The 25,573-nt window shown below is 31.8% G+C and carries 27 protein-coding genes and 2 pseudogenes; 14 read left to right on the top strand and 15 right to left on the bottom strand.

What is annotated here, in order from left to right; genetic code table 11:
• Window positions 1-112: 112 nt before the first annotated feature.
• From METBO_RS10665 to METBO_RS10650, 4 genes are all read right to left on the bottom strand, one after another.
• On the bottom strand, window positions 113-457 hold the full coding sequence (locus METBO_RS10665) for a PepSY domain-containing protein (protein WP_144017562.1): 345 nt from the start codon (window positions 455-457) through the stop codon (window positions 113-115).
• A gap of 566 nt (window positions 458-1,023) precedes the next feature.
• Complete coding sequence (locus tag METBO_RS10660) at window positions 1,024-2,778, bottom strand: DNA primase family protein (RefSeq protein ID WP_013645723.1); 1,755 nt, start codon at window positions 2,776-2,778, stop codon at window positions 1,024-1,026.
• A gap of 325 nt (window positions 2,779-3,103) precedes the next feature.
• Window positions 3,104-3,517, bottom strand: a complete 414-nt coding sequence (locus METBO_RS10655; protein ID WP_013645722.1) for a hypothetical protein — start codon at window positions 3,515-3,517, stop codon at window positions 3,104-3,106.
• A gap of 1 nt (window position 3,518) precedes the next feature.
• Window positions 3,519-3,719: a hypothetical protein gene (locus tag METBO_RS10650; RefSeq protein ID WP_013645721.1), complete on the bottom strand. Its 201-nt coding sequence runs from the start codon at window positions 3,717-3,719 to the stop codon at window positions 3,519-3,521.
• A 387-nt stretch (window positions 3,720-4,106) separates the two neighbouring features.
• On the opposite strand from METBO_RS10650, the gene METBO_RS10645 reads away from it, so the two are divergent.
• The 3 genes from METBO_RS10645 (at window position 4,107) to METBO_RS10635 (ending at window position 9,205) form a co-directional block, all read left to right on the top strand.
• Window positions 4,107-5,147 carry a DUF2971 domain-containing protein gene (locus METBO_RS10645; protein ID WP_013645720.1) on the top strand — a complete coding sequence of 347 codons (1,041 nt, stop codon included), beginning with the start codon at window positions 4,107-4,109 and terminating at the stop codon, window positions 5,145-5,147.
• Between the two features lie 160 nt (window positions 5,148-5,307).
• Window positions 5,308-8,373, top strand: a complete 3,066-nt coding sequence (locus METBO_RS10640; RefSeq protein WP_013645719.1) for an Eco57I restriction-modification methylase domain-containing protein — start codon at window positions 5,308-5,310, stop codon at window positions 8,371-8,373.
• Window positions 8,363-9,205, top strand: coding sequence for an AbiJ-NTD4 domain-containing protein (locus METBO_RS10635; RefSeq protein WP_227717223.1), 843 nt, complete (start codon window positions 8,363-8,365; stop codon window positions 9,203-9,205). The genes METBO_RS10640 and METBO_RS10635 overlap by 11 nt, the downstream gene beginning before the upstream one ends.
• 8 nt (window positions 9,206-9,213) lie before the next feature.
• Here the strand turns inward: METBO_RS10635 and METBO_RS10630 are convergent, their stop codons facing one another.
• The gene (locus tag METBO_RS10630) at window positions 9,214-9,699 is read right to left on the bottom strand and encodes a GIY-YIG nuclease family protein (RefSeq protein ID WP_048186454.1); all 486 of its coding nucleotides are present in this window, start codon (window positions 9,697-9,699) and stop codon (window positions 9,214-9,216) included.
• 197 nt (window positions 9,700-9,896) lie between these two features.
• On the opposite strand from METBO_RS10630, the pseudogene METBO_RS14135 reads away from it, so the two are divergent.
• The 3 genes and pseudogenes from METBO_RS14135 to METBO_RS10620 all read left to right on the top strand — a co-directional run.
• Window positions 9,897-10,001: pseudogene (locus tag METBO_RS14135) on the top strand (hypothetical protein); the annotation flags it as partial.
• Between the two features lie 11 nt (window positions 10,002-10,012).
• Entirely contained in the window at window positions 10,013-10,525 is a 513-nt protein-coding gene (locus METBO_RS10625) for a DUF1802 family protein (RefSeq protein WP_013645716.1), read from the top strand.
• Between the two features lie 15 nt (window positions 10,526-10,540).
• Window positions 10,541-10,744, top strand: a complete 204-nt coding sequence (locus METBO_RS10620) for a hypothetical protein (protein WP_144017561.1) — start codon at window positions 10,541-10,543, stop codon at window positions 10,742-10,744.
• 430 nt (window positions 10,745-11,174) lie between these two features.
• Here METBO_RS10620 and METBO_RS10615 read toward each other — a convergent pair whose 3' ends face one another.
• From METBO_RS10615 to METBO_RS10600, 4 genes are all read right to left on the bottom strand, one after another.
• Window positions 11,175-11,666, bottom strand: coding sequence for a rubrerythrin family protein (locus METBO_RS10615; protein WP_013645715.1), 492 nt, complete (start codon window positions 11,664-11,666; stop codon window positions 11,175-11,177).
• A gap of 548 nt (window positions 11,667-12,214) precedes the next feature.
• A complete protein-coding gene (locus METBO_RS10610; protein WP_013645714.1) occupies window positions 12,215-12,397 on the bottom strand; it encodes a hypothetical protein in 183 nt (60 codons plus the stop codon).
• A 23-nt stretch (window positions 12,398-12,420) separates the two neighbouring features.
• Window positions 12,421-12,759, bottom strand: coding sequence for a cupin domain-containing protein (locus METBO_RS10605; protein ID WP_013645713.1), 339 nt, complete (start codon window positions 12,757-12,759; stop codon window positions 12,421-12,423).
• A 16-nt stretch (window positions 12,760-12,775) separates the two neighbouring features.
• Window positions 12,776-13,501: a 4Fe-4S binding protein gene (locus METBO_RS10600; protein ID WP_013645712.1), complete on the bottom strand. Its 726-nt coding sequence runs from the start codon at window positions 13,499-13,501 to the stop codon at window positions 12,776-12,778.
• 179 nt (window positions 13,502-13,680) lie between these two features.
• Between METBO_RS10600 and METBO_RS10595 the strand changes: the two genes are divergently transcribed.
• Complete coding sequence (locus METBO_RS10595; RefSeq protein ID WP_013645711.1) at window positions 13,681-14,475, top strand: TrmB family transcriptional regulator; 795 nt, start codon at window positions 13,681-13,683, stop codon at window positions 14,473-14,475.
• Between the two features lie 118 nt (window positions 14,476-14,593).
• Window positions 14,594-15,244 (top strand): DUF2284 domain-containing protein, encoded by a 651-nt coding sequence (locus METBO_RS10590; protein ID WP_013645710.1) that lies wholly within the window; start codon window positions 14,594-14,596, stop codon window positions 15,242-15,244.
• Window positions 15,245-15,307: 63 nt separating this feature from the next.
• Here METBO_RS10590 and METBO_RS10585 read toward each other — a convergent pair.
• A pseudogene (locus METBO_RS10585) lies at window positions 15,308-15,802 on the bottom strand (DUF6448 family protein).
• Between the two features lie 61 nt (window positions 15,803-15,863).
• Window positions 15,864-16,058: a hypothetical protein gene (locus METBO_RS10580; RefSeq protein ID WP_013645709.1), complete on the bottom strand. Its 195-nt coding sequence runs from the start codon at window positions 16,056-16,058 to the stop codon at window positions 15,864-15,866.
• Between the two features lie 196 nt (window positions 16,059-16,254).
• Between METBO_RS10580 and hcp the strand changes: the two genes are divergently transcribed.
• Both hcp and METBO_RS10570 read left to right on the top strand, forming a co-directional pair.
• On the top strand, window positions 16,255-17,559 hold the full coding sequence (gene hcp, locus METBO_RS10575; protein WP_013645708.1) for a hydroxylamine reductase: 1,305 nt from the start codon (window positions 16,255-16,257) through the stop codon (window positions 17,557-17,559).
• A 178-nt stretch (window positions 17,560-17,737) separates the two neighbouring features.
• Complete coding sequence (locus tag METBO_RS10570) at window positions 17,738-18,502, top strand: V4R domain-containing protein (protein ID WP_013645707.1); 765 nt, start codon at window positions 17,738-17,740, stop codon at window positions 18,500-18,502.
• A gap of 131 nt (window positions 18,503-18,633) precedes the next feature.
• On the opposite strand, the gene METBO_RS13855 is transcribed toward METBO_RS10570, so the two are convergent.
• Window positions 18,634-18,924: a hypothetical protein gene (locus tag METBO_RS13855; protein ID WP_173319774.1), complete on the bottom strand. Its 291-nt coding sequence runs from the start codon at window positions 18,922-18,924 to the stop codon at window positions 18,634-18,636.
• A 118-nt stretch (window positions 18,925-19,042) separates the two neighbouring features.
• Complete coding sequence (locus METBO_RS13850; protein WP_173319772.1) at window positions 19,043-19,447, bottom strand: ATP-binding protein; 405 nt, start codon at window positions 19,445-19,447, stop codon at window positions 19,043-19,045.
• 552 nt (window positions 19,448-19,999) lie between these two features.
• Here METBO_RS13850 and METBO_RS10560 point away from each other — a divergent pair.
• Entirely contained in the window at window positions 20,000-20,320 is a 321-nt protein-coding gene (locus tag METBO_RS10560; protein WP_013645706.1) for a carboxymuconolactone decarboxylase family protein, read from the top strand.
• 235 nt (window positions 20,321-20,555) lie between these two features.
• Here the strand turns inward: METBO_RS10560 and METBO_RS10555 are convergent, their stop codons facing one another.
• Complete coding sequence (locus METBO_RS10555) at window positions 20,556-20,906, bottom strand: DUF488 domain-containing protein (RefSeq protein ID WP_013645705.1); 351 nt, start codon at window positions 20,904-20,906, stop codon at window positions 20,556-20,558.
• Between the two features lie 68 nt (window positions 20,907-20,974).
• Window positions 20,975-21,271, bottom strand: a complete 297-nt coding sequence (locus METBO_RS10550) for a DUF2769 domain-containing protein (RefSeq protein WP_013645704.1) — start codon at window positions 21,269-21,271, stop codon at window positions 20,975-20,977.
• Between the two features lie 1,107 nt (window positions 21,272-22,378).
• On the opposite strand from METBO_RS10550, the gene METBO_RS10545 reads away from it, so the two are divergent.
• The 3 genes from METBO_RS10545 (at window position 22,379) to hemL (ending at window position 25,480) form a co-directional block, all read left to right on the top strand.
• Complete coding sequence (locus METBO_RS10545; RefSeq protein WP_013645703.1) at window positions 22,379-23,044, top strand: cobalt-precorrin-8 methylmutase; 666 nt, start codon at window positions 22,379-22,381, stop codon at window positions 23,042-23,044.
• A 188-nt stretch (window positions 23,045-23,232) separates the two neighbouring features.
• A complete protein-coding gene (locus METBO_RS14085; protein ID WP_013645702.1) occupies window positions 23,233-24,090 on the top strand; it encodes a CatB-related O-acetyltransferase in 858 nt (285 codons plus the stop codon).
• Window positions 24,091-24,217: 127 nt separating this feature from the next.
• Window positions 24,218-25,480, top strand: a complete 1,263-nt coding sequence (gene hemL, locus METBO_RS10535) for a glutamate-1-semialdehyde 2,1-aminomutase (RefSeq protein ID WP_013645701.1) — start codon at window positions 24,218-24,220, stop codon at window positions 25,478-25,480.
• Window positions 25,481-25,573 lie beyond the last annotated feature (93 nt).

Here is a 25,573-nt window from a genome sequence, read left to right as displayed (position 1 = left end):
TGTTGAAACAAATAATACCAAGTTCAATTTTCTGCGAAGGATTCCAAAAAAAAATGGTGGGTACTTTCATAATCCAAAGCTGAATTATTGAGAGTGTAGTATGGATTAAAAGTTATGTTCCTGCACTGATTATTTTACCTGTGATTGCGTTAATCTTGACAAATCCGCCGGGACCAATAGTAGCGGGCTCGTTCAAGACATCAACCCAGTAATAAGGTGAATCATCTGTAGGATAAGAACTTATAGAATATGTGGCTTCAGGTACGGGCCATGCTGCTTTAGCTAATCTTATAGCTTCAGCTTTGCTAATATACTTACTTTTAGTACTATCTACCTTAGTTTGATTAGTAGAATTTGTCTGATTTTGTACAGAACTATTTGATGAATTTGTTGTGTTATTTGTTATTACAGGTTTGTTAAAACTAGTACCTAACAATAAACCTACAGTCAAACTCAATCCTGCCACCAAAATAATAACGACAACAATTAAAATCTTAGTTAATTTTTCCAATATATTCCCCCAAACGAGTTTATTTATAATCTCCAATAAAATTTTCTATTTTATACAAGATAACTAACGGTTAAGACAAAATTCAAACAAAGACCAAATTAACATAGTGAAAAATGAGCCCCCTAAAAAATATTTTATATCAATTTGATCTATGAAAAGTATCGAAAGGAATAAACAAGGAATTAGGAGAAATATTTGGGCATATTAATGGATAATACCTAAAGTAAAAGCAATAATATTAGTTCCTTGTACCTCCTACTTCTTGGTGGTATATACGCTCATTGCTATGTAGTGGAATTTATTTTATGACAGATATGAAATTGAATGCAATAATAGATCAATTTAAAATCATACATTTTATGGAAGTGATGGAAGATCTTTTTTAAACTATGATGAATTGAAAAATAAATTAATAAATTATAAAAAAAAGTTATAAGGGAAGGGACGTTTGGATATTGCGCTTCCATCATGGGACATAAAAAAAAATTGAGGTGGATGGGAGATTTTCATCCTTACCATCCTAATTCTCTTTTTTCTATGTATCTAAAGCCGTGTATCTTTTCTTCAAGTATCCGTTTTTGGCCTTCTTTTGCTCCACATTTTTTTACTGCATCATAGTATTCACTTTTGTTTGCTGGAATTCTAAGGTCATGTTCAATTAGAAAATCATTTATGGAGTCAACAATTTCTTTTCTAGTTAAGAAATTATCTGGGCTATCTGTAACTTCAAATAATTGCTCAGATGCATATAATGCAGGATCAGAGTTTTTGATAGCTTCTTCCCGTATTTCACGGTAGGTGTCTTCTGTCCATCCAGTTTCGCGTATCTTTTTGTATGCTTGAATTGCATTAAATATGAACCATTCCATACCTTCTGTATCATTTAAAAGTTTTTCTGTTAATTTGGTGTCCCTGCTATCTCCATCAAATGTTTTTTCAAGTTTAATAATGACGATACGTCTCCAGAGAGCATAACTATCATCCATTATTTTAGGTAGTCTGTTACCAGCACCAACTATTTTACACTTTAATTTTGTAGTAAGTGGATCTTTGAATTTCCTATTTATGGTGATATCGTCCCCACCAGTTATTGCCTTAATTTGACCTGTTTCTTCTATTGTGGCTATAGGAAGGTCTGATAGTAGGTTTACTCTTTTTCCAATTAATGGTTGTAGTCCGAAATCTTTCTGAAAATCTTGTAATGGCACAGCAGCACTACTGTTAATGAAAATTGCACTTATAATCTGCATAAGCAACGATTTGCCATTTGCCCCCTTACCCATGAGTAAAAAGAGTTTATTGTGGGGATTACCTTTGGCAAATAGATATCCTACTATCTGAAGGAAAGTCTGAAATTTACCCGGGTCATCAAATATCTCACATATTTTTTCTTTAAAGAATGGTGAATCTGCTGATGGATTCCAATTATATGGAACTTTGAATCTTGTAAAAATATTTGGGTCAAATTTTCTTGTTTCAAGAGTTTCAATGTTCATTAAACAATTGTTAAAAGCTACATGGTTTGGATCTTCTTCTTTAATTTCGTTAAACAAGCCCATAAGCTTTTTAACTTCATCCACAAAGAATTCTTTACCTACAACTTTTTTAAGGAATCTTGAAAACTTCTTTTCATCATAAGCTTTATAAATTCCCTCACTTTCATCGTAGATACATAGATCGTATGATTCTTTGTCAATTATTATATTGTATTTCGTATTGATGTGCTTGTATAATTCTAATAATGCTTGTTCTTTTTCACTTCTTTTTATGTCTTTTTCAAATTTGAATATTGAACTGTATTTTTGTTTTATGAACTGACCTGCTTGGTTGATAAATTTGGATGTTTCTTCTTTGTTTGCAAAGTCTTTTGCTAAGTCAATTAATTTATTTTCGAGTTGAGTATTTGTAACACTTAATGGTTTTTTACTGTTTGCTTCTCGTGATTCTCCTTCTTTGGATACCCAATAAGACTTATAGTTTGAACCATTTCTTTTATGAACTAAATAAACACTTGAGCTATCATGTTCTTTAAAAAATAGTTTTACACCATTTTGTAGATATTCTACATTTTTCCCATTAAACATAACTGGTTTAGGTTTTTCGGGAACATCAAAATCAGATTTAATTTCTTTTTTTAAACCGCCAAAAACACCCATCCGACCTCTTTCTGAAATTTTATCTGAAGTTTCATTGGATATGTTTTTATTACGGACCAAGATATTCTTATTTGACAGTTCTGTTTTATTATTTAATTTACTTTTTTGCATTAATCTCCGTCTCCTTATAAGTTATGGAGTGGAGTTAGCCCTAAAATAGGGTTTAGATGAGTTAATTAAAAATAGAATTTGTAATTCCTGATTTTTAACGAACGTCCGATCTGTAAACTCCACAAATTTGCTTTTGCATGGTGTTTACACCTCGTTTTTTTACGTCCTAGTTAAAGGTTAGTTTATATCTTGCTATAAAAGATTGAGCATCATAATATAAATACTTTTGGTTACTAAATTTATTTTTAGAACTAATGAAGTAAACATTTGAATCCCAATTTTTAGACCTTTAGATATTAAAGAAAATAAAAAAAACCATCAGACTTTAACATAAACCTTTCCATCCAATAGAAATATCTGGTATTTCCAAGCTACCGGGTTTACCTATTACTATCTTATATGGAAAAGTAGTGCTGTCATGGAAACTACGTTTCAAAGGAATTAACTCTACTTCAAACCTTTCTGCCATTTTCGTATTAATTCTTCGAATTCTTATAGGATTATACGGTTCTGTGTAGAAGATGTGTTTACCATCTTCATAGACATATCTCTCATGATCCAATACTCTCATGTTTGGAAAGACTGCATTGGTAATATTATACAATTTTTCCGGAACAGATACTACTTCAGAATAGCGCTGTAATGGTTTATCAACAACAATGACACTATAAAGATCATATTCTTCTTTAATTTTATCTTCCAACGTCTTTAACTTTTTAAAATCAGCTACTTGATACATATTATTCATCCTCCTTCTTGTCATAAAACTGTGGGGTGTACTTTAAAATAGCTTTATTTTTATATTCATTGATGAAAATTGATATAGCGTCGTTTATCAAATCCATCAAGGTTACTTTACCTCCATTCTCTATAATTTGCCTTTGAATCGCATCTAGATCTGTTTTTTGTTCTATTCCAATATTTATCTGCTTTTTAAACATTTCTTAAAAATCTCCTTTTATTTTTAATGAAGCTACACAATATATGGCTCCTAAACATTCTATCAATCAGCCGTGTATAAAAGGTGTTGGTCATAGTAATCGTTCATAAATTCTGAATTGAAGTCTAATCACGGTTTAATTGAATTTATGAATCCGCATTGATCTGCATTGGATCAACGGGGGGAAATGTTCAATTTCATATCGTAGAAAAAAATAGTAAAATTAATGTTAGGTGCAAATCAATTCTTATCATGAATAATCTATAGGGTGGGGTAATGGCAAAAAAGAACAACAATGGCGCTAACTTAGGTTTTGAAGAGAAATGGAGCATTATCCTACAAGCTAAAAAACAACAAAAATATTAGATGGATGGAAGGGGGTTAATTTTTGTGGGAAGATGATTTCGCGAACCTTTTATTTTCAAATGATCCAACACGAGTAAATGCAAAAGAAGCTGCAGAATTAAAATATAATAAGTTTCCTTCTCATTTATACAAATATAGAACGTTTGATGAAAATGAATATTCTGTAAAAGCATTAGAAGAGGACAAAATCTTTCTTTCGAATCCACTTGAATTTAATGATCCTTATGATTGTGCTTTGTTATGTAAAGATGCTAATTATGTAAAAGAAGATTTTTTAAAAAATCTTTTAGCAAAAGATCCAAAAGGTTTTAGGAAAGCTCATAATCTCACTAAAAAACAAATATCCAAATTACAAAAAAGTGACAAAATTATCAAGGATTTATCTATATTTATAGCTAAAAATAGCCCAGAATATAAAAATAACCCCAAACGCCTTAATGAACTAAGTAAAGAAAATGAACTACAGATTAGGGCAATAAGTGCTGATTTTAATGAGTTAAGAAAAGATATGCTTGTTTCATGTTTTAGTGAAGACTATAAGTCCATTTTAATGTGGAGCCACTATGCTAAGGAGCACACAGGTTTTTGTGTTGAATATGATTTTAAATCATTAGGACATAATAATCATTTAACACGGAATCTTTTTCCAGTATTATATGCCAATGAAATATTTACAATAGATGATTATATTTATAATCCACAACCTCAATTTCCTAACATTCTTTCGAGCTATTTGGAGGGTATTGATTTAAATAAAATTATGGATGGGATACAATTTGAAATTTTGGGAAATAATAAATATAACAATATGTTCCCAGTTTGTGCTGCATTAACCAAATATGAAGGTTGGAAATATGAAAAAGAGTGGAGATATGTTCTTTATAGTCGAAATGAATCAAAATCAACGTATATAAATGTCCCTAAACCTACAGCCATATATTTAGGGACTAAATCAAATAAGAAAGACATAATTTTAGAAATCGCAAATAATAAAAATATTGATGTTTACCAAATGCAAATGAAATCTTCTGATTATGCACTTGAAGCTGAAAAAATATTGTAATTCATATACCCTACAATTCAAATTAGTAGATTAATTATAAATAAATCCTTTAATATTAGAATTTAACTTAACTCATTAAAAAATTTCTATTTATTTAATGACTGAAATTAAAAAAGATACGCTTTGATTGCAACATTAAATATGAGTAGGAGTGAAAACATTGTCAGATGTTCCTGTTGAAATAATAGAATTGGTAAATAAGTTTGAAAGAAATATTGAAGCTTATAAAGATCCTAGTTACAAGGAAGAACAACTTAAACAAGAATTCATAAATCCTTTTTTTAAAGCTCTGGGCTGGGACGTTGATAATACTGCTGGAGCTGCGCCACAATATCGTGATGTTATTTTTGAAGATTCAATTAAAGTATCTGGCGGTACAAGAGCACCTGACTATTGTTTTACACTTGCTGGTCGGAAGATGTTTTTTGTTGAAGCTAAAAAGCCCTCAGTAAATATAGACAAAGACATCAAACCATCTTACCAGCTTCGTCGTTACGCTTGGAGTGCTAAATTACCCCTTTCTATCCTTACTGATTTTGAAGAGTTTGCAATTTATGATTCTAGAACTCGGCCTAAGAAAACTGATAGAACAAGTACCGGTAGAATAAAGTATTTCACATACAAGGATTATGTTGAACAATGGGACTTCATATATAATACTTTCTCAAAAGATGCAGTATTCAAAGGCACTTATGATAAGTATGCAGAATCAACTAAGAAGAAGAAGGGCACAACACTCGTTGATGACGAATTTTTATCAGAAATAGAATCTTGGAGAGAATTATTAGCCAAAGAAATCGCTCTAAAAAACTCAGATCTAACAGTTGATGAACTTAATTACTCTGTTCAGCAAATAATCGATAGAATTATCTTCCTTAGAATGGGTGAAGATAGAGGAGCCGAAAAATACGGCCAACTACGCAATCTCCTTGATAAACCAGAAATATATCAAGAATTATGTGAATTATGGAAAGAAGCAGATCAAAAATATAATTCAGGGTTATTCCATTTCAAAGATGAAAAAGGACAAAATAGCCTCCCAGACATATTAACTCCACACCTCAAAATCAAAGATGGCGTATTCAAACAAATAATCAAGAACTTATATTATCCTGATAGTCCATACGAATTCTCAGTACTATCTCCAGAGATCCTTGGAAATGTATATGAACAGTTTCTAGGAAAAGTTATTAGACTAACTCAGGGGCACCGTGCAAAAATAGAAGAAAAACCAGAAGTAAAAAAAGCAGGTGGAGTATATTACACACCACAATATATTGTTGAATACATCGTAAAGAATACAGTGGGTAAACTCTGTGAGGGCAAGACACCACAAAAAGTATCTGAATTGAGAATATTGGATCCCGCATGTGGATCAGGTTCATTCTTACTCGGAGCATATAACTACTTACTAAATTGGCATCATGAATATTATATCAACCTCAAAAACAAAAATCGTTTAAAGGACCAAATATACAAAGGAAAGAATAACGAATGGCATCTTACTGTCAAAGAAAAAAAGAGAATCCTCTTAAACAACATATATGGAGTAGACATCGACCACCAAGCAGTAGAAGTAACCAAACTAAGCCTACTACTTAAAGTCCTTGAAGGGGAAAACAAAGACGTAATTGAAGCACAACAAAAACTATTCAAAGAAAGAGCACTACCTAACCTCGAAGATAATATAAAATGTGGTAATTCACTCATTGGGCCAGAGATATATGATGATTCAAAATTCGATTTAAAACAAGAAGATATTAAACGTATAAACCCATTCGATTGGAAAAATGAATTTTCTGATGTATTTAATAACGGCGGCTTTGATACTGTTATCGGAAATCCTCCATACATTCGGATACAAGCAATGAAAGAATGGGCACCAATAGAAGTAGAATTTTACAAAGAAAAATATTACTCGGCTAGTAAAGGCAATTACGACATTTATGTGGTGTTTGTAGAAAAGGGTCTTGAATTATTGAATGAAAAAGGGCTTATGAGTTATATCTTACCACATAAATTCTTTAATGCTAAATATGGGCAGCAATTAAGATTGATTATTTCGGATGGTGAGAACCTAAATAAAGTTGTGCACTTTGGAGACCAACAAGTTTTTGAAAATGCCACCACATATACTTGCTTGTTATTTTTAAGTAAATCTAAACAAAAAAAATTTAGTTATGTTAAAGTAGAAGAACTGGGAAAATGGAGAATTTCCAAGGAGGCAAAAAGTGGGATAGTTTCTGGTAACAAAGTTAAAGCTGATGAATGGAACTTTTTTGTAGGTCCAAATGCTGAAATTTTAAATAAACTCCAAGAAATGCCGATTAAATTAGGCAATATTACTAAAAAGATTTTTCAGGGATTGATCACAGGATCAGATCCTGTATTTCTTTTAAATTATCTGGGAAATGATGAGTATTACTCTGATGCTACAAATAAAAAATATAAATTAGAAAAAGAGTTGATGCATCCATTATGCAAAGGTTCAGTCAATTTAAAAAGATATCATGTATCTGAAATAACTAAACACATATTATTTCCCTACAAAATTGAAAAAGATAAAGCTGTGCTTTTGTCCAAAAAAGAGTTATCTACAAATTATTCAAACATATGGAATTATTTGAATGATAATAAAAAATTGTTAGAGTCAAGAGAACGAGGTAAATGGAAAAATGATAGATGGTATGCATTAGGAAGGACACAAAATCTGAACCAAATGGAACAAATCAAAATATTAACACCTAGCATTGCTAATTCTGCATCTTACTCCTTAGATTTAGAAGACTATTTTTATTTTGTAGGAAGTGGGGGAGGGGGAGGGGGAGGATATGGAATAATTCTCCAAAATACAGACGTTAAAGAATATCAGTATATTCTTGGGTTACTAAACTCTAAACTACTAGACATTTATCTCAAAGAGTGCAGTAGTAGGTTTAGAGGAGGATATTTCGCTTATAACAAGCAATATATAGAAAAATTACCCATTCCAGAATTGAATACTGATCCAAATGACATCACAATAATACATGATAGTATTGTTACTATGGTTGAAAAAATGTTGCAACTCCATAAAGATATTGATATAGCTAGAACGCCACAAAGCAAGGAGTTAATTCAGCGACAGATTGATGCAACGGATAAACAGATAGATAAGTTGGTTTATGAGTTGTATGGGTTGACTGAGGATGAGATAAAGATCGTTGAAGAAATGAATGAGGGATAATATGACTTTATTTTCTGAAAGAAATGGTTATAAATCTGTACAAGATACTTTAAAAGTTGAATGCATGGATATTGATTTGAGAACTTCACTGTGGAATGTTATATTAATCCATGTTTTAGATGGCACAGAACCCGATGATGACTATTATCAATGCTATGACGAAATTAAGACTTTAATAACAAAATTGTTTAGGGTGTATTGGAAAAGGTCTCTTGATGAGTTGACGGAGTATACTTTTTTTCCATTTAGAGCTATAAAATCATATTTTTTTGATTGTAAGTGGTGTGAAGTTTATGATTTTTTGGAAATATTGGTTAAAATATACCCTTTTCCAAATGTAGAAGAGTTTACAAATGAGTGTAACGATGTTTTAGAAATGGAGCATTCAGGATATAGGTTTGTTGACATTTCAATAATGGAAATTACTTCAGAAGAAGAAATAATAGAGATCGAAGAAGCTTTAAACGATGCACCAAATCCAGTTAAGATACATTTACAAAAATCATTGGGTTTGCTATCTGACAGAGAGTCTCCAGACTACAGCAATTCAATAAAAGAATCTATAAGTGCTGTTGAATCTGTATGTAAACAGATAACAGGGGAATCATTATCACTTGGTCAATCATTAAATAAAATAGAAAAAAATGGAATTATAGATCTACACCCTTCATTAAAAAATGGTTTTAAAAGTATTTATGGATATACTAGCGATTCAGATGGTATACGTCACGGTTTAACTGATGAACCAAACTTAAGTTATGAAGATGCTAAATTTATGTTAGTAGCTTGCTCAGCATTTGTCAACTATTTGAACGCAAAATGGAATAAATAATTTATGGGCTATTTAACCTGTTTTTCCAGATAAGATAGTTGGTGCTGTACTTCTTCATCGTTCAGACCATCGTTTTTTAAAACGAATTTATTTTTAGGTTTAGGTGATACATTTAACATTTTTTGATGTGTTCGATGAGTTATTCCTTTTTGATAATAATCATTTTCACTGTCAATGTATATTTGATGTGGGGCTTGATAGACGTACCATGTATTCTTTTGACGCCTTAAGTTTTCAAGATCTTCCATAGTTTCCCAATCTTCCTTGAAATGTATTATTTCCCATTTAAACGCATCAAATCCATATTCTCTAATCGCATTATGAAAGCTGGAGTCAGTGCTGCATTGTTTATGTTCAGCCATTGCTTCTTTAAGCATTCCTTCCGTTGCACCAATATAACATTTCCATTCTGATACATTTATTGACGATTTGGTATTGAATGCCTGATAAACTACGCCTTTATGATTAAAATCATTTCTTATTTCATCGTTCATCTTTATCACCATTACTTCGTTATACCTTGCTAGAAATTTTTGATATAAAAACCTTTTGGTATTCTAAAAAAAATTTATACTTGTATAGCCCAATTTAACCAGGAATTATCTAGTACAATAGCAAAATATTTTTGGCTAACTTGATAAAAGTGGACATTAAGGGAAAGTGTTCAAGCTAAAATGAGGTTGATGTAAAAAAGATATTACGCCAATTTGGTTATCCACCAGATAAAGAAAAACTAGCAGTTAAAAGTGTGCTTGAACAAGCAACAAGAGTATGTGAAGAATGGGCGAAGGTTTAGGGAGGTTTTAAATGAATTCAACACATAAATGCCTTAAAGAATGGAATGCTACACTTGAAGCATTAGGACATGGAAAACAGACCATTTTGGTACGAAACTATAAAACCAATGTTAAGGAGTTTTTATTATATCCTACTGTGAGTTATGCATCTAAAGATGATTATTTGGACAGTTTCCAAAATAAATATCAAGATTTCGTAAAGGATAATGCACTCCCTGAGAAAAATGGTGATAAAGTTCTAATCAAATATTTCGCCACTTTGGAAAGAATGGTTGAAAAACCTGTTTCTAGATTACCTTCAGATAAATTCTATATCTGGACTAAGGACCATGTCAAGAACTATATGTCTGGAAAAACTGCTTACATTTGGATTCTTCGAGTTAATAAATTAAAGGAACTATACTGGGCAGAACCTACTCCAGGAGCAATAAAATATGCCAATCTTAAAAATGAAGTATCCCTTGATGGTATGAAACCTGTATTGAGCGATTCTGAGTTTGAAAAAACAGTTAACAACATTTAAACTGGAATGATTAAAGTGTTAACAAAAGAACATCTGAGAAAACGTTTTGATGAACTTATTGATGGAATTGATGATATAAAACCCACTAATTTTTGGTTTTGGGTGAGTGGGGAATGTTTAAATAAAAACGAAGAAAGGTTAGATTTGTTGGCAGGTAAATCATTAGAGGGCAGATCTGGATGGACATGTGATGAAAATACTAAGAAATTGGAGACCTAGCTGTAATTTATAGGACCTTACCAAAAAGTGATGTTAAATATATTATTCAAATAAGGAGTAATCCAAAAATTGAGGAAAATGATGCAGAAAGTGGAATGTTACATTGTGATTGTTATATCATCTACCAATTTAATAACACACTCAAATCGACAAAAATGAAATCTAATTCTATACTAAAAAATTCTAAACCAGTAAGAAGAAATTTTCAAGGACAAAACGGAATACATGATTTGACAAGTGAGGAATGGATTGAAATAAATGAACTTTTAACAGATGAAAACCCTGATTATTCAGTTTTATTAGATTATTTATATAACAGGATGCCTTCCTTAAGCCAATATTTTCGTTTAAATAAGTAAAATTGTTATAATAAGTGAATTCCTCATAAAACTAAAATAATGGCTAATCAAGTTTAAAAAAAAATAAATATTTATTCAATTTTTTTAAATTCTACTTTTGGTGCGCCACAGATTGAACAAATATCAGGAGCTTCTTTCTCTACAGTATTTCCACAGAAGTTACATACATAATAGATTGTTTCAACATTTTCTCCAATTGAGTCCAGAGCTTTTTGATAAAGTTCTGCGTGGATTTCTTCTACTTGATTGGCAACATCAAAGGTCCAATGAGCTTTCTTGTTATTTTCTTCTTCTGCAACTTTAATAAAAGCAGGATACATTTCTTTAAATTCTTCCACTTCACCTGCAATTGCTTCTTTAAGATTTTCTTCTGTACTTTTAACTCCTTTCAATACAGTTAGATGATTATTTGCGTGAACTGTTTCAGCTTGAGCTGCTGCCCTAAATAATCTTGCAACTTGGAATAGTCCCTCTTCATCTGCTTTCTTTGCAAAAGCTAGATATTTCCTGTTTGCTTGTGATTCACCTGCAAAAGCTTCCTTTAAATTATCAATACTATCCATTACATTCCCTCCAAATTAATTCTTAAATTTAATGGTTTTCTATACACAAATTTATTATAAACTTAATTTAATAAACTTTTTTTTATATAATTTAAAAATAAGAATAGTGTATTAACATTGTCTAAAATGTTTCAAAAGTGATTTTAATGAAATAGTTTATGAATATAATCTATATTGACTTATTTTAAGTATATAAAGAACTAATAAAGAAGCAATAAAAATCGAAAACTAGCAAATGATTATTTTTCATAATAATTTGTTCAGCTGCTATTCCATCAAGAGGATGTCATTCTATTTCATACTAATATTTCTTAGACAGAGATATTTTATCCTTGGTTTAATTTGAATGAGTGAAAAGTGTTTTTCATTAATTTTAGAGCCCAATATGATGGGATTGATATATAGTAACTTGCAACATATGTGAGTTACATATAAACCTACACATTTACTTATAGATAGATGCATTTATTTATATTAGTTATGTATTGATATATCATTTACTCAGGGGTACTGATAATTTGAGAGTAGTATGGTGATATTTATAATCCTTATGGTTCATCATAAAATATTTCTTTACATTCTAAACAATAATTAGAATTGTAATTGCTTTTAAACATTGTATCACATCCTTTACATATAATTTGTTTTAGGGAAGATTTTTTATCATTTTTTAATGAAAATGGGCATTTCCAATCATCTTTTATTTTCTTTTCATTTTTTTCTTTTATCAAATTAGATAACTCCCTAAATTTTTTTATACGATTTTTGTAGATTTATGGGGTCTTGGAACTTTGACTATTAAAATTCTCAGATCGTTTTGTCCTTTATTATACCATGTATGAGGGGTTTTAGCAGGACTTTCAATCAGAGAATCTTTACTTACCTTTTCTTTTTCATCTCCAATTTCAACTATACCCTCACCCTCTAGAACATAGAAAAACACATCAACAGGGGTGCTATGTTTTTTTAAGGATTCTCCAGGTTTAATGGTCATGTGAACGACTACAGCATTTTCTGTATCATATATTTTACGTGCATCCACTCCATGAGGGTTAGGAGAGCATTCAATGTCTGCAAATTTAGATATTTTCATTTTATCACCTATTTTTTTAATCTTTAGCTGTGAATGAATAATTAATAGCATCTTTAGGACATTTTTCTATACATTCACCACATAATATGCAATTTAAGTCATTCAAAGTGCTGTTAGTAACCATTTGGTTTACGTCTAAACCCATTGGACAGGATTTATCACATAATTTACAGTTTGAACAGTTATTGGGGGTTGATTTTAATTGTAAGGAGGGTATTTTAATTTTTCTACCTATTTTGGATCCTATTGTTAAAAACACTCCTTGAGGACATAGATATCTGCAAAATGCTCTACTTCCAAATAGTATTGATAATAAGCTGATCGTGATTATTGAGATGGTTATGAGAATAATCAATTGTAAATCGTCATTTGAAGCAAATAAATCTATGTTTTTTGCTACTCCTAAATTAAAAATTAAAAATGAAACCAATAGAAGGAATATTACAGATATAAAATATCTTATTTTATTTGCTTTTTCAGATTTAGGCTTCTTTTTTGAAACATGGATTCCTAAAATTTCTTGTAATGCTCCATATGGGCAAGTGTAGGCACATGATACTGATCTGCCCATAAATAGTGATAACATAAACCATGCTGCAAAAATAAGAAAGCTTGCCGTGATTATACCATTTCTAATTCCCCAAACCATTAAGATGGGTGAATATACATTTATTAATATTGGCAAAGTTAGTACTAATGCTACTAAAATATAGATTCTTAAACGTATTTTATGTTTTTTCATTAATTTACCCCCTAATTTTATAGCCTTCGCTAGGATAACATCAAAACGGTATTTAATTTCAAAAATAACTTAGTATGGATTTCATTCAGTTATTTTCTAATATTTTGATCAGATATCCACAACATATAAATGTTTTTTCACTAAACATGTATAAAGTAAGAAAATAAAGGAGGGATTTCATTCCGATAAAACAAGCCACAATAAATGCATTAAAAATATTAGGGCTTACTGACTACGAATCTAAAGCATATCTATCTTTAGCTTCTTTAATATCCGCTACTGCGTTAGAAATTAGCGAAGATTCCGGTGTTCCACTTTCTAGAACATATGATGTATTAAAAAGTTTATATAAAAAAGGTTTTTTAGAAATTACGAGAGGTAAACCTTTGATATATGGAGTTGTGCCTCCCCAAGATGTTTTTGAAAAATCAAGAGTGAAAATTAAAGAAGAACTTGATGAAGCGGAATCAGAAGTTATAAACATCTATGAAAGTCAAATATCTAAATCTCCCGCCCCCATATGGTTGATTTATGGTTCTGATAAAATTGTGAAAAAAGAATTAGAAATCATTGGTCGTGCTAAGAGCACATTGCACATTGCATCAGGTTTTATGTTTCAAGAAGAAGTTGAAAAATTAAATGAAGCTTTGAATAAATCATTAAAAAGAGGAGTTCAGACCAGGATAATAGCAGCACCCTACAACATTACCGATGATGAAAAAATAGACATCTCTGAAAATATTAAAAAATTAGATTGTGAAATCAAGACATTCCAAATACCATTCATTAAGGCAATTATTAGAGATAAAAAAGAGATGCTATTAATATTCTGTAAATTTAAGGATGGAAGTGTAATATCCCAAACAGCGATAGGTGTGTGGAATCAGTATACAGAATTCGTAGAAACCATAACTGACCTATATAACCTTGTATGGACCATGAACCTTTTCAACATGGCCACAGATTATAGATAGAAATGTGATTAAAGCAATACGTTCGATGTATATCGAACAATATAAATAATATTTGTTACTAAAATATTACACAATATATTATGAGTTTTGGTCATGCTTTTATAGGGGGTTTTTTCTAATGGTGCAGGAGATAGCAGAGTTTTCTGAGAACGTTTCAGATGATAAACTAGAAGCTGATGTGGAAAAATATCTAGTTTTAGCTAAGGAGTTAGGAGCTAATGATGCTATAAGGATCAGTACTGATATGATAATTGTTGATGAAAGAGTCAGAGCTAAGTGTTATTCTCCTAGATGTCCTTATTATGGTACAAATCTTAACTGTCCACCCCATTTTGATTGGGACTTAGAAAAAACCATTAAAATAATTAGTAAATATAAATATGGTATTTTTGTAATGCTTCAAGTCCCACCAGAAGAGCAAACTGGTAAAGATTATGATAACATCAAACATCACATTCCAGGTGCCAGGAAGATGTATGAAATCGTAGCTAAAGTTCAATCTGCAGCATTTTATGATGGATACCCTCTTGCCTTAGGTTTTGCAGGTGGACCATCATGTAAACGCGTGTTCTGTTCAACAGTAGAATGTAAAGGAATCAAAGGAGAAGGCTGTAGAATGGCTCTCAAATCCAATCCAACTATGCATAGTGCAGGAATGGACGCATATTCCATGGCCAAAAAAGTGGGTTGGAAAATCTACCCCATAGGAAAAACAACAGAACCTTCACAAATAGCACATGGATTAGAATTGGGATTAGTCCTCATATAAAATAAAATTCCCAATTTCTGTAAAATAATAAATACAAATATTATCTGTTCTATTTAATTTATTCTAGACATGCTCTCCACCAGATATAATGTATTTATATAGGTGATGTGAGGATAGGACAAAATGGAGCATTAATTCTGTATATTCTCTTGCAGCATCGACATTATCTATGTCATAATCCTTTGCTGACATGGTAGCCTCAAATTTTTTCCTCATCTCTTTTTCAACTATGCCTTTTATAAATTCTATGGTTTCGGTTGGATCTCCTTTTTCTATATCCTTTTCTGCTCTCGGAACAACAGGACCTCAATCCAATCCAGCTGGTTTAAGACCGGTATAAGGGGCACCTTCTCCTTTTCGATGTAGACGTACAGATGTTTCAAAAAACCATAGATCAGCCACGTCTTTGGCGTCTTCTCCTAATTCTCTCGCCTTAAGGGTTTTATTATATACTAGGGTTAATTCTTCTCCAGCTTCTTTAGGTACAAATGGAATTACATAGTTAATATTTCCCATTTTTAAAGCCATTTTACAAGCCGTAACCACAGGCCCATCCATAGTATCACAATGTGGTGCCATATATATCCCTCCTATCTTTTTGAATAAAATTAAAAAAAAATTAATGTTTTTTCTCGCAATCAAAGCAATATTCAACATCTCTGTTAGTCTTGAATACTTTACCACAATCTTTGCATGCAATCTCTTTTAATGAACATTTTTTGTCCACTATATCCAGAGAACATGAACATTTCCATCCCATTTTACCTTTTAATTTCTGTTCAAATGCTTTGTCTTCATCTACTTCTTTAACCATTTAATTCCCTCCAAAATTAATTAATATTGGAATTTTGAAATCAAATTTTATAGTGTTTTCTTTTATTGCACTGGCGAATATTATGACGACCGTAACTTATAAATACTCTTGTTCGTATATAAAAGAACATTCGTCAATGAACGAACATTAAGATTTCGTTTTAATTAACGAATATAAAAGTTTGGAGGAGAAATTTATGCCAGAAAAAGTAGATATGTTTTGTTACCAGTGTTCCCAGACAGCATTTGAAACTGGATGTACTGTTAAAGGTGTTTGCGGTAAAGAAGCTACAGTTGCTAGACTTCAAGATAATCTATTATTCTCAATGAAAGGAATATCGGCTTATTTATACCATGCACGTGAGTTAGGATACACAGACCCTGAAGTGGACGCATTCATAGAAAAAGGATTCTACTCAACACTCACAAACGTTAACTTCGATGCTGGAGAGTTTGTTAAACTCGCAACAGAATCAGGAATGATGAATATCAAAGCAATGCAGCTATTAAAAAAAGCTCACATCGAAACTTACGGAGAACCTACACCAATAGAAGTTAAAGTCGGATCTGTAAAAGGTAAAGGCATTATTGCTACTGGACATAGCATGAAAGCCCTTGAAGAATTATTAAAACAGACAGAGGGAACCGGAATAAATGTTTACACCCATTCAGAACTTTTACCTGCACACGGATATCCGGGACTACGAAAATACAAACATCTAGTTGGACAGATAGGTGGACCATGGTTCGATCAGAAAAAAACCTTCTCAAAATATCCTGCTGCAATAGTTGGAACATCAAACTGTGTACTCATACCTAAAGATGAATACAAAGAAAGAATGTTCACACTTGGAGTAGCACAGATACCTGGAGTTAAACACATAGAAGATTATGATTTCTCACCAGTAATTGAAACAGCAAAATCACTACCAGATCTAGAAGACGAACCAAGAGAAACTGTTCTTACAACAGGATTCGGAGCTTCAACAATACTATCACTTGCAGGAAAGATCAAAGAACTCGTTGAAGCAGGTAAAATAAAACATTTCTTCGTCGTAGGAGGATGTGACTCACCAAAACCACAGGCAAGCTATTATACAGAGTTCGTAAAAAACCTTCCAGAAGACACCATAGTACTTACACTTGCATGTGGAAAGTACAGGTTCAACGACATGGATCTAGGAGACATTGAAGGAGTGCCTAGATTAATAGATATTGGACAGTGTAACGATGCAATAGTTGGAATAGACGTTGTAGTTGCATTATCAGAACTCTTCGGTATGGAAATAAACGACTTACCATTAACATTCGTATTAAGTTGGATGGAACAAAAAGCAGCTGCTATACTTTGGAGTCTACTAGCACTCAACATTCAAAATATGTATCTAGGACCAATTATCCCTGGATGGGTTAATGAAGATATATTAAATGTTTTAGTCGAAAACTATGGGTTAACTCCAATAGGAGACCCAAAAGAAGACATAAAGAAAATGTTAGGATAAAATGGAAACCCATTTTAATCCTTTTTTATATTTTTTTAACACACATTTTGGTGTATTAAGTTTTGTTATTTAATCTTACTTTATTAAATGGATGGAAAAATTAATCATTAACATGTTTTGGAAATTTTTAAATACAAATATGGAGTAAATGGAATTATAATTTGAGTGGTTAAAAAAAATGGTTAAAAGAGAACCTTTAAAGGATATGCAAATAGAGCTATTTGCTACATCTGAAGGGATTTATGCTATTAACAGCCCTGTAAGGGTTAAAATATTATCTATGCTTAGGAAGGGAGAATTAAGTTTTGATCAGCTGGTTTCACTTTCTGAAAAGGCAAAATCAACAGTATCAGTACATCTTAGAAGGATGGTTAATGAAGGTATTATAGGTTCTAAAACAGACCCACAAGATGCTCGTAAAAAGATATTCTTTATTAAATCGGAATATTTGGGTAAGTTATCCGGTAAAAAGGATGTGACAGGAAATATTGAAGAATTTGTTTCAAGTTATGTTGATAGCGAAGGTGATCCTTACGAATTTTTCAGACTTATATTCCACACAATACGTGTATCCCTTATAAGACAAGGAATAGATATCGACCCAATATTATACGAGGCAGGTGTTAAGGTTGGAGAAACATTATACAATAAAGTTAAGGATCCTGATATAAACAAATTGGCTGAAAATATTGCAATGTTCTGGGAAACCCATAACCTAGGCCATGTTGAAGTTAAACAATTAGACCCCCTCATAATAGATGTTTCTGATTGCTTTGAATGTCAAAGCTTACCACCAATAGGAAGACCCGCTTGTGCATTTGATTCAGGAATATTAAAAGCTGTTTTTTCAGCACATTTCCAAGAAGAATTTGTTGTAAATGAAACTAAATGTTATACCATGGGTGACAACCAGTGCTCCTTCACCATAAAAAACAAGGAATAATAGTTTACTTATTAGAGAAGTGAGTTATTATTAATTGTTTTGTGGATACGTCATTTAATGAATAAACAACAATCCCTACCTATGAACTTTATCATATATTATTTAGAAATTTAGAAGTAAAAAATAGGTTTTTAAATTATTTCACCTGCTATTGATATAGTATAATCTTTGATTATTATAGTTTTTTGAGCTTTTTCCATTGCTCTTTTTATTATAATCTCTATACCTGAACAGCATGGAACCTCCATGTGTACAATGGTGATGGATTTAATCTCCTGTTTTTCAAAGATTTCAGCTAATTTATCAACATATTGGTCAATTGTTTTATCTAATTTTGGACAAAAAATTATTAAGACTTTGTCTTTTAAAAATCTCTGATGAAAATTTGCATAAGCAAATGGGGCACAATCTGCAGCAATCATCAAATCAGCATTTTTAAATAAGGAGCATTTGGGTTTAAAAGGTGTAATTGTATTGGCCAGTTTTTGAGTTCTGCGCTAAGTATTTGAGGTTTATCAGCACTTTCAGATCTATTTTCACTTAAATCTTGATCTTTGAACTTTTACAATCACAAACTAATGGTACTTCTTCATAGACAGGAACTTCAATATTTTTTTCCTTTAAATAATCTATAGCCTGATTAAGATAACTCTTCTGACCATGCTCATAAAGATGTTTTAAATGGGCCTTTGTAACATTAGGACCTGCTTCAACAATATTTTTCATAACTTTATACTCGTCATAAGGCTCAGCTTCTCTTTTTTCAATTTTTATAGCATTTTCTGGACAATCTCCAATGCAAGCCCCTAAACCATCACAAAATAAATCACTTATAAGTCGTGCTTTTCCATCTATTACTTGTAAAGCTCCTTCAGGACATCCCGTAATACAATTCCCACAGCCGGTACATTTTTCTTCATTTATTCGGATAACATCTCTTTTCATAGTTATTCCTCCTAATAATTATTAAATAAAATATATAATTGCGTTTAAGTATTTAATTAAGTTCTAGATTTAAATTAAGGATATTCTTTTCCAAAAACACATTTTATCAATAAATTACCTATATTCCTTTAGATTTACTAGAATATTTGTATTCTTTTAGGTAAAACTTTTTTTTATATAACGTTGGAAAAATATTATAGTTAATATTAAATTTTTTTTATACTTTAGTTAGTATCTATAATTATGGCATGGTAAGTGGGATAAAATTGGTATAAAACGGAAAATACCCGTGGAGGAGGTAGATAAGTTGATTAAAAGTTTAAAGTTAGATGTTAAAAATGTTGAACAGGTCACATTTCATAAAAAATCGATATCTTGGCGATTCTGTAGAATTAACTGCTTCTAAATCCGGATGAAATATTTAAAGGAAGAGAATATAATTGGCCCTTTATTATGACTTAATATCTTAAATTAAAATTTTTAAGTTAAGTTTATCCAAACTAAGATCATAATAAACATATAGATATTATAAACATTTTTGAGGTGTCAGTTATGAAAGACGAAGTTTTTTTTAGTAAAGGTATGAACCCTATCAAAGAAGATTATCCAGATCTCTACGATATAAGTGTCAGTTTAAATGATGTTTGTTACACAGGAAAATCATTAGATTATAAAACACAGAAACTTGTAGCCATAGGAATCGCTGCAGCTTCATCCGACAATAGAGCAATTAAAAAACAGATACTAAGTGGTATGAAAGAACTTGATATAACCAAAGAGGAAGTAATGGATGTTTTAAGAGTTGTTCTCCTCTTATCAGGTAAACCCGCATTCATGAAAGGTATTAATGCACTATACAACATAAAAGAATAAAAATAACATTTAAAATATTCCTTTTTAATACCGAAATTTTAGTTGCAACTATTAATTATGGGAAAATACCGGCTCCGATCAAGTGTCCACTCCAATGGCAGACCAAATATCAATCGATTTTACATATGGAGCATCTTTACTCATATTAATCAAAATATTTTTTTATTATTAAAAGTAACTTAAAGAATAAACTGGGAAAATAATACTAAGGATTTGATCTAATTTTTACTCGAATTCATTTGTAGTCCTTTAATACATCTCTTAGTACTATGGCATTGTTGTGTTCCTCATCTTTAGCCCCGTAAACTAGGGTGATTATTGATTTATCCTTTTCCAAGTCTTTTATCTGTTTTAAAAATTCCTTTTTATCCTTTAACTCTTCATCATATTTACTTTGAAATTCATCCCATCTTAGTGGGTCATGATTGAACCATTGACGTAGACTGTTAGAAGGTGCAATGTCTTTCATCCATAAATCCAATTTTGCTTTCACTTTTGATATCCCACGAGGCCATAATCTATCTACCAGAATTCTAAAGCCATCCTTTTCATCTGCTGGTTGGTATGCTCTTTTGATTTTAATCATTTTATCATCCGATTCTTGGCAACCTTTACAAATCTTTATTAAAAAAAAGATATTTTTTAATATTGATCCTATCCTCTTTGTTCCATCTCACTGCCTTTTAAACAATATGTGTTACGTTCCACTCCCACATCAAGCGATTGTGCTAATGGACATGTAGGACACATGCAACCTTTGAGTTCTGTGATACAACTAGCACTTATGCCAGTTACACAGAAAAGTTTTTCATTGGCCTCTTCAGCGCATTTATTCCATGTTGGACAAGTGGGACAGATACATGAAGCTTTATATTCTTCTATGGCTTTGTTTTGATCACCTGGTGACATTTTACCAACATCATTCATTAATTGTTCAAATTTATCCATCATATATCAACTCCTTTTTGTATCTAGTTATATTATGAACTTAATCATTAATATTTGTTCGTTTGGAATAGAATAATAATGGATCTTAAATTCATTCATTTAAAATTTTTAATAATAATTAATTAAAAATAGAGCTCAATCAATTTGAAATACTAAAATATCTTTATTTACAGATTAACATTATTTTGAGATGGAATTATTAAATCTTAATTTGAACATTTTTGTTATGGAATAATTAATGGAGTTTCTCAATTATTCAGATATTAGAAGGTCTTTTGACCTTAATCTAAAAAATAATAGAATGTGGATACTAACCAAATCATGAAGGTGTGTTGCCTGCATACTTAATAAAAAATGGTGAATTTGAGGAAGTTAACTAAATTATTCACTTTGCATAATGGAATGGTTTGAATTAATTAATATGCAGTCAAATAATCATTTTTTTAATATCATTGTCCTGACTAAACATAGACTTAATTTTTTTCAATTCAAATTTAGCAAAAAGAATGTTATCTTTAGAAAAGCTACTCATTCCATGAGCATTCCCCAATCTTAGTATAAGAGTCTTTTGCTATAGCTGAGTTACAGCATAAACTGGTTTATTTATATGCCATTCTATTAACACACAGATTCGTTTAATTGTTTATGTAGTGATCTATGTGTTTAATAATTTAATAATACCTACTTTTAATTTAACGCCTTGTGTTTGAAAAAATATTTTTCCAAAAAGAATACGAACATGCGTTAGTTTTATATAGGGCGTTTCCAATTATTTTTAACAGCTAACGAACATTTGTTAGTTAATTGAGGTAATTTGATCTCAAATTATTGATAATTTACAGTTAAGTTAACCACTTGGAATAATAACTAACGTTAGTATATATTAACACAGAAATTTAAGTCCGAGACAAAGAATATCGGCAATATTTATGAGTATCAAACAATTTACAGATTGATGAAGAGGATAATCACTCATGGACTCAAAATTTATATGTCAAATATGAAAACTGTCCTAAACAACTGTCTTGTTTCAAGATTTTCATCCTACATAAATCAATATATTAGCTAGTTCACAATAGGTTATAGTAGAGTTTAGTTGAGTAGGTAACCATGAGTGAAAATAACGATTCAGGAAAGGCAACCATTTCTATGGGTGCTTCAACAAAACAAGGCTATGAAATTGCCGAAAAAAGTAGGGAAATAGTAAAATCCCTTATTAATGCTAAAACCAAGGATCTTACACCTGAAGAACAGTCAATTGTTGAAAGGATAGTGCATTCCACAGCAGATCCAGACTACGCTGACATAACAAGGATCAGTAAGAACTTCGTTACTGAAAGCTTAAGGGCGATAGATCAAGAAAAAGACATTTTAACAGATATTAATATGGTTAAAACAGGAATAAACAGCTATTCTGGTAGGGTGGACTGTTACATTCGTGATGAAAGGGCAGTGAAAATAGCTAAAAAAGAGGGAATTACCAGGGCAGCTGCTGCAATTCGGGTTGCAGCCCAAGAAGGTTTCGATGGAATTGTAGCAGTGGGAAATGCTCCAACAGCACTATTAGAAGTTCTTGAACTTCATAAAACAGGGGAAATTAAATTAAATTCGGTAATAGGTGTTCCTGTGGGTTTTGTAGGTGCTGCTGAATCAAAACAAGCATTAAAACAGACAGAAATACCATACATAATTACAGAAGGCCCTAAAGGCGGTACACCCATAGCCGTAGCAACAGTAAACAGTTTAATAAATCTTAACAAGGGCAACAAGGCCTGAAATTAAATTATTACACGGGAAAATCATGATGACTCATGGACAGGTTTTTAATATGGTGGGATGTTAAATGAACCCACTACCAGTCATTTAGACCTTAAAACAATTACACTTTACATGGATTCAAACATGAATTTTAATATGACTTAATAATCATGAACTAAATACTTAAACTATTGGGGGTTTTTGTAATGGTTAATATTATAAATAGATTTAAAAATCATTTATTAAACCGAAGTGGTCAGTATCGTTTCTACAAATCACAATATGAGCAAATATACGAGGAAAATTCTTCTAATCCTGAGAAAATGGTAAAATTTGAAACACTATCAAAACAGAAGGATAATGATAGCATACTACTCAAAAAATTAGATGAACTAGAGTCCCTGCTAAAAAAAGAGGATAACAATCAGATCCTACTCAAAAAACTAGGGGAACTGAAATCCGAAATAAATCCACACAAAGGAGAAGTTTTCAGGAATAAAAGGGGAAAAAAGCTTTCTGATATACGCAGTAGTCATCCTGCCAATTCCATTAAAAATGTCACTGTTGGGGACTTCACCTATGGAAATCCTAAAATTGAACGATTCAATGAAAATGATACACTGATCATTGGAAAATTTTGCAGCATATCAAAAGAAGTAAGAATACTGATCGGAAAGGGGCACAACATTCAATCTGCAAGCAGTTACCCATTTAGCTCATTTCTTGGAACACGCAGAGTGAACATCAGTAAAATACCCATGATGCAATGTGGGGATACCATCATAGGCAACGATGTATGGATAGGGTACGGTGCTTTAATTTTATCTGGGGTAACAGTAGGTGATGGTGCAGTGATAGGTGCAGGAGCAGTGGTATCCAAGGATGTTGAACCCTACAGCATAGTGGTTGGCAGTCCTTTAAAACATGTGCGATACCGCTTCCCTAAAGAAGTAAGAGATTTACTCGTTGAGAAGAAATGGTGGGATTTACCAGACGAGAAAATAGATGAATTAGCACCCTACCTCATAGACATAAAAATTGAAGATTTACTTGAGAGGTTGTAGCAAAACACAACAGAATCAACTTAAACAATTAATTTGTAATATCCATAATTAACATGGGCAGTAATAGCCGAATATTCGCAGTTTTAGAAAGTTAAATAGCCAGATAAATCTTATAGGAGGAATATTTATGAATTCCAAACAGTTATTTGAAGAATCGAAAAAATTCTTGCCTGGAGGTGTGGATTCACCAGTCAGAGCAATTAAACCCTACCCCTTCTTTGCAGAAAAAGCAGAAGGATCAAAACTGACAGATGTGGATGGAAACAGTTACATTGACTACTGTTTAGCTTATGGTCCAATGGTTTTGGGTCATTCCAATCCTGAAGTGGTTTCAGAAGTTGAAAAACAGCTAGTTAAGGGTTCAGCCTACGGTGTTCCAACTGAAAAAGAGATAGAACTTGCAAAGATGGTTGTAAACAGAGTTCCATGTGCAGACATGGTGAGATTTGTAAACTCCGGAACAGAAGCCACCATGAGTGCCATCAGACTGGCAAGGGCAGCCAAATCAAAAAACAAGATCATCAAGTTTGAAGGAGCCTACCACGGGGCACACGATAATGTACTGGTAAAATCAGGTTCCGGAGCAGCTGGACTCCCAGATTCACCAGGAGTTCCTGAAGAAACCACCAGAAACACCCTTTTAATTCCATTCAACAATGAAGAATCAGTCATTGAAATAATTAACAAAAATAAAGATTCCATTGCAGCCATCATAATCGAACCAATAATGGGAAACGTAGGATTAATCCCGCCTAAAAATGGCTTTTTAGAATTTTTAAGAAAGATCACCCTGGAAAATGATATCACCCTTATATTTGACGAAGTGATCACAGGATTCAGAATAGCCCAGGGAGGAGCACAAGAATACTTCAAAGTAACACCTGATCTGGTTACATTTGGAAAGATACTCGGAGGAGGATTTCCAATGGGTGCAATTACAGGTAAAAAGGAGTACATGGAAATGATAGCCCCTTCAGGCAGTGTTTATCAGGCAGGTACATTCAATGGTAATCCAATCTCCATCACAGCAGGACTGGCAACTTTAAAACAGCTCGACCAACAATTTTACAGCGACATGAATTCGAAGGGCAAAAACTTCAGGGAAGGAATACGCAATATTCTTGAGGATAAGAATTTAAATTACCAGGTAGCCGGTGTAAGTTCGATGTTCCAGATATATCTGACAGATAAAACAGTTTGGAACTACGATGATGCGAAAACCGCAGACACAGACAAATTTGAAACCTACTTCAAAACATTGTTAAAGGAAGGAGTATTTGTTCCCCCATCACAGTTTGAATGCTGTTTCCTATCTAAGATGCATGATGCGGAGGATATTGATAAAACTCTGAACATCATTGACACTGCAATGAAACAAATTAAAGACTGATTAACCCATAATTTTCTATTTAAATCCTTATTTTTTTTTATTTTTTTAACACCCTGAAACTAATTTTCAGCCTTGTATCCGATAAATTTATAT

Source organism: Methanobacterium lacus (genome assembly GCF_000191585.1).
Classification (GTDB): domain Archaea; phylum Methanobacteriota; class Methanobacteria; order Methanobacteriales; family Methanobacteriaceae; genus Methanobacterium_B; species Methanobacterium_B lacus.
The sequence above is the reverse complement of the archived record's forward strand: the minus strand, read 5'-3'. Positions and strand labels throughout refer to the sequence as shown.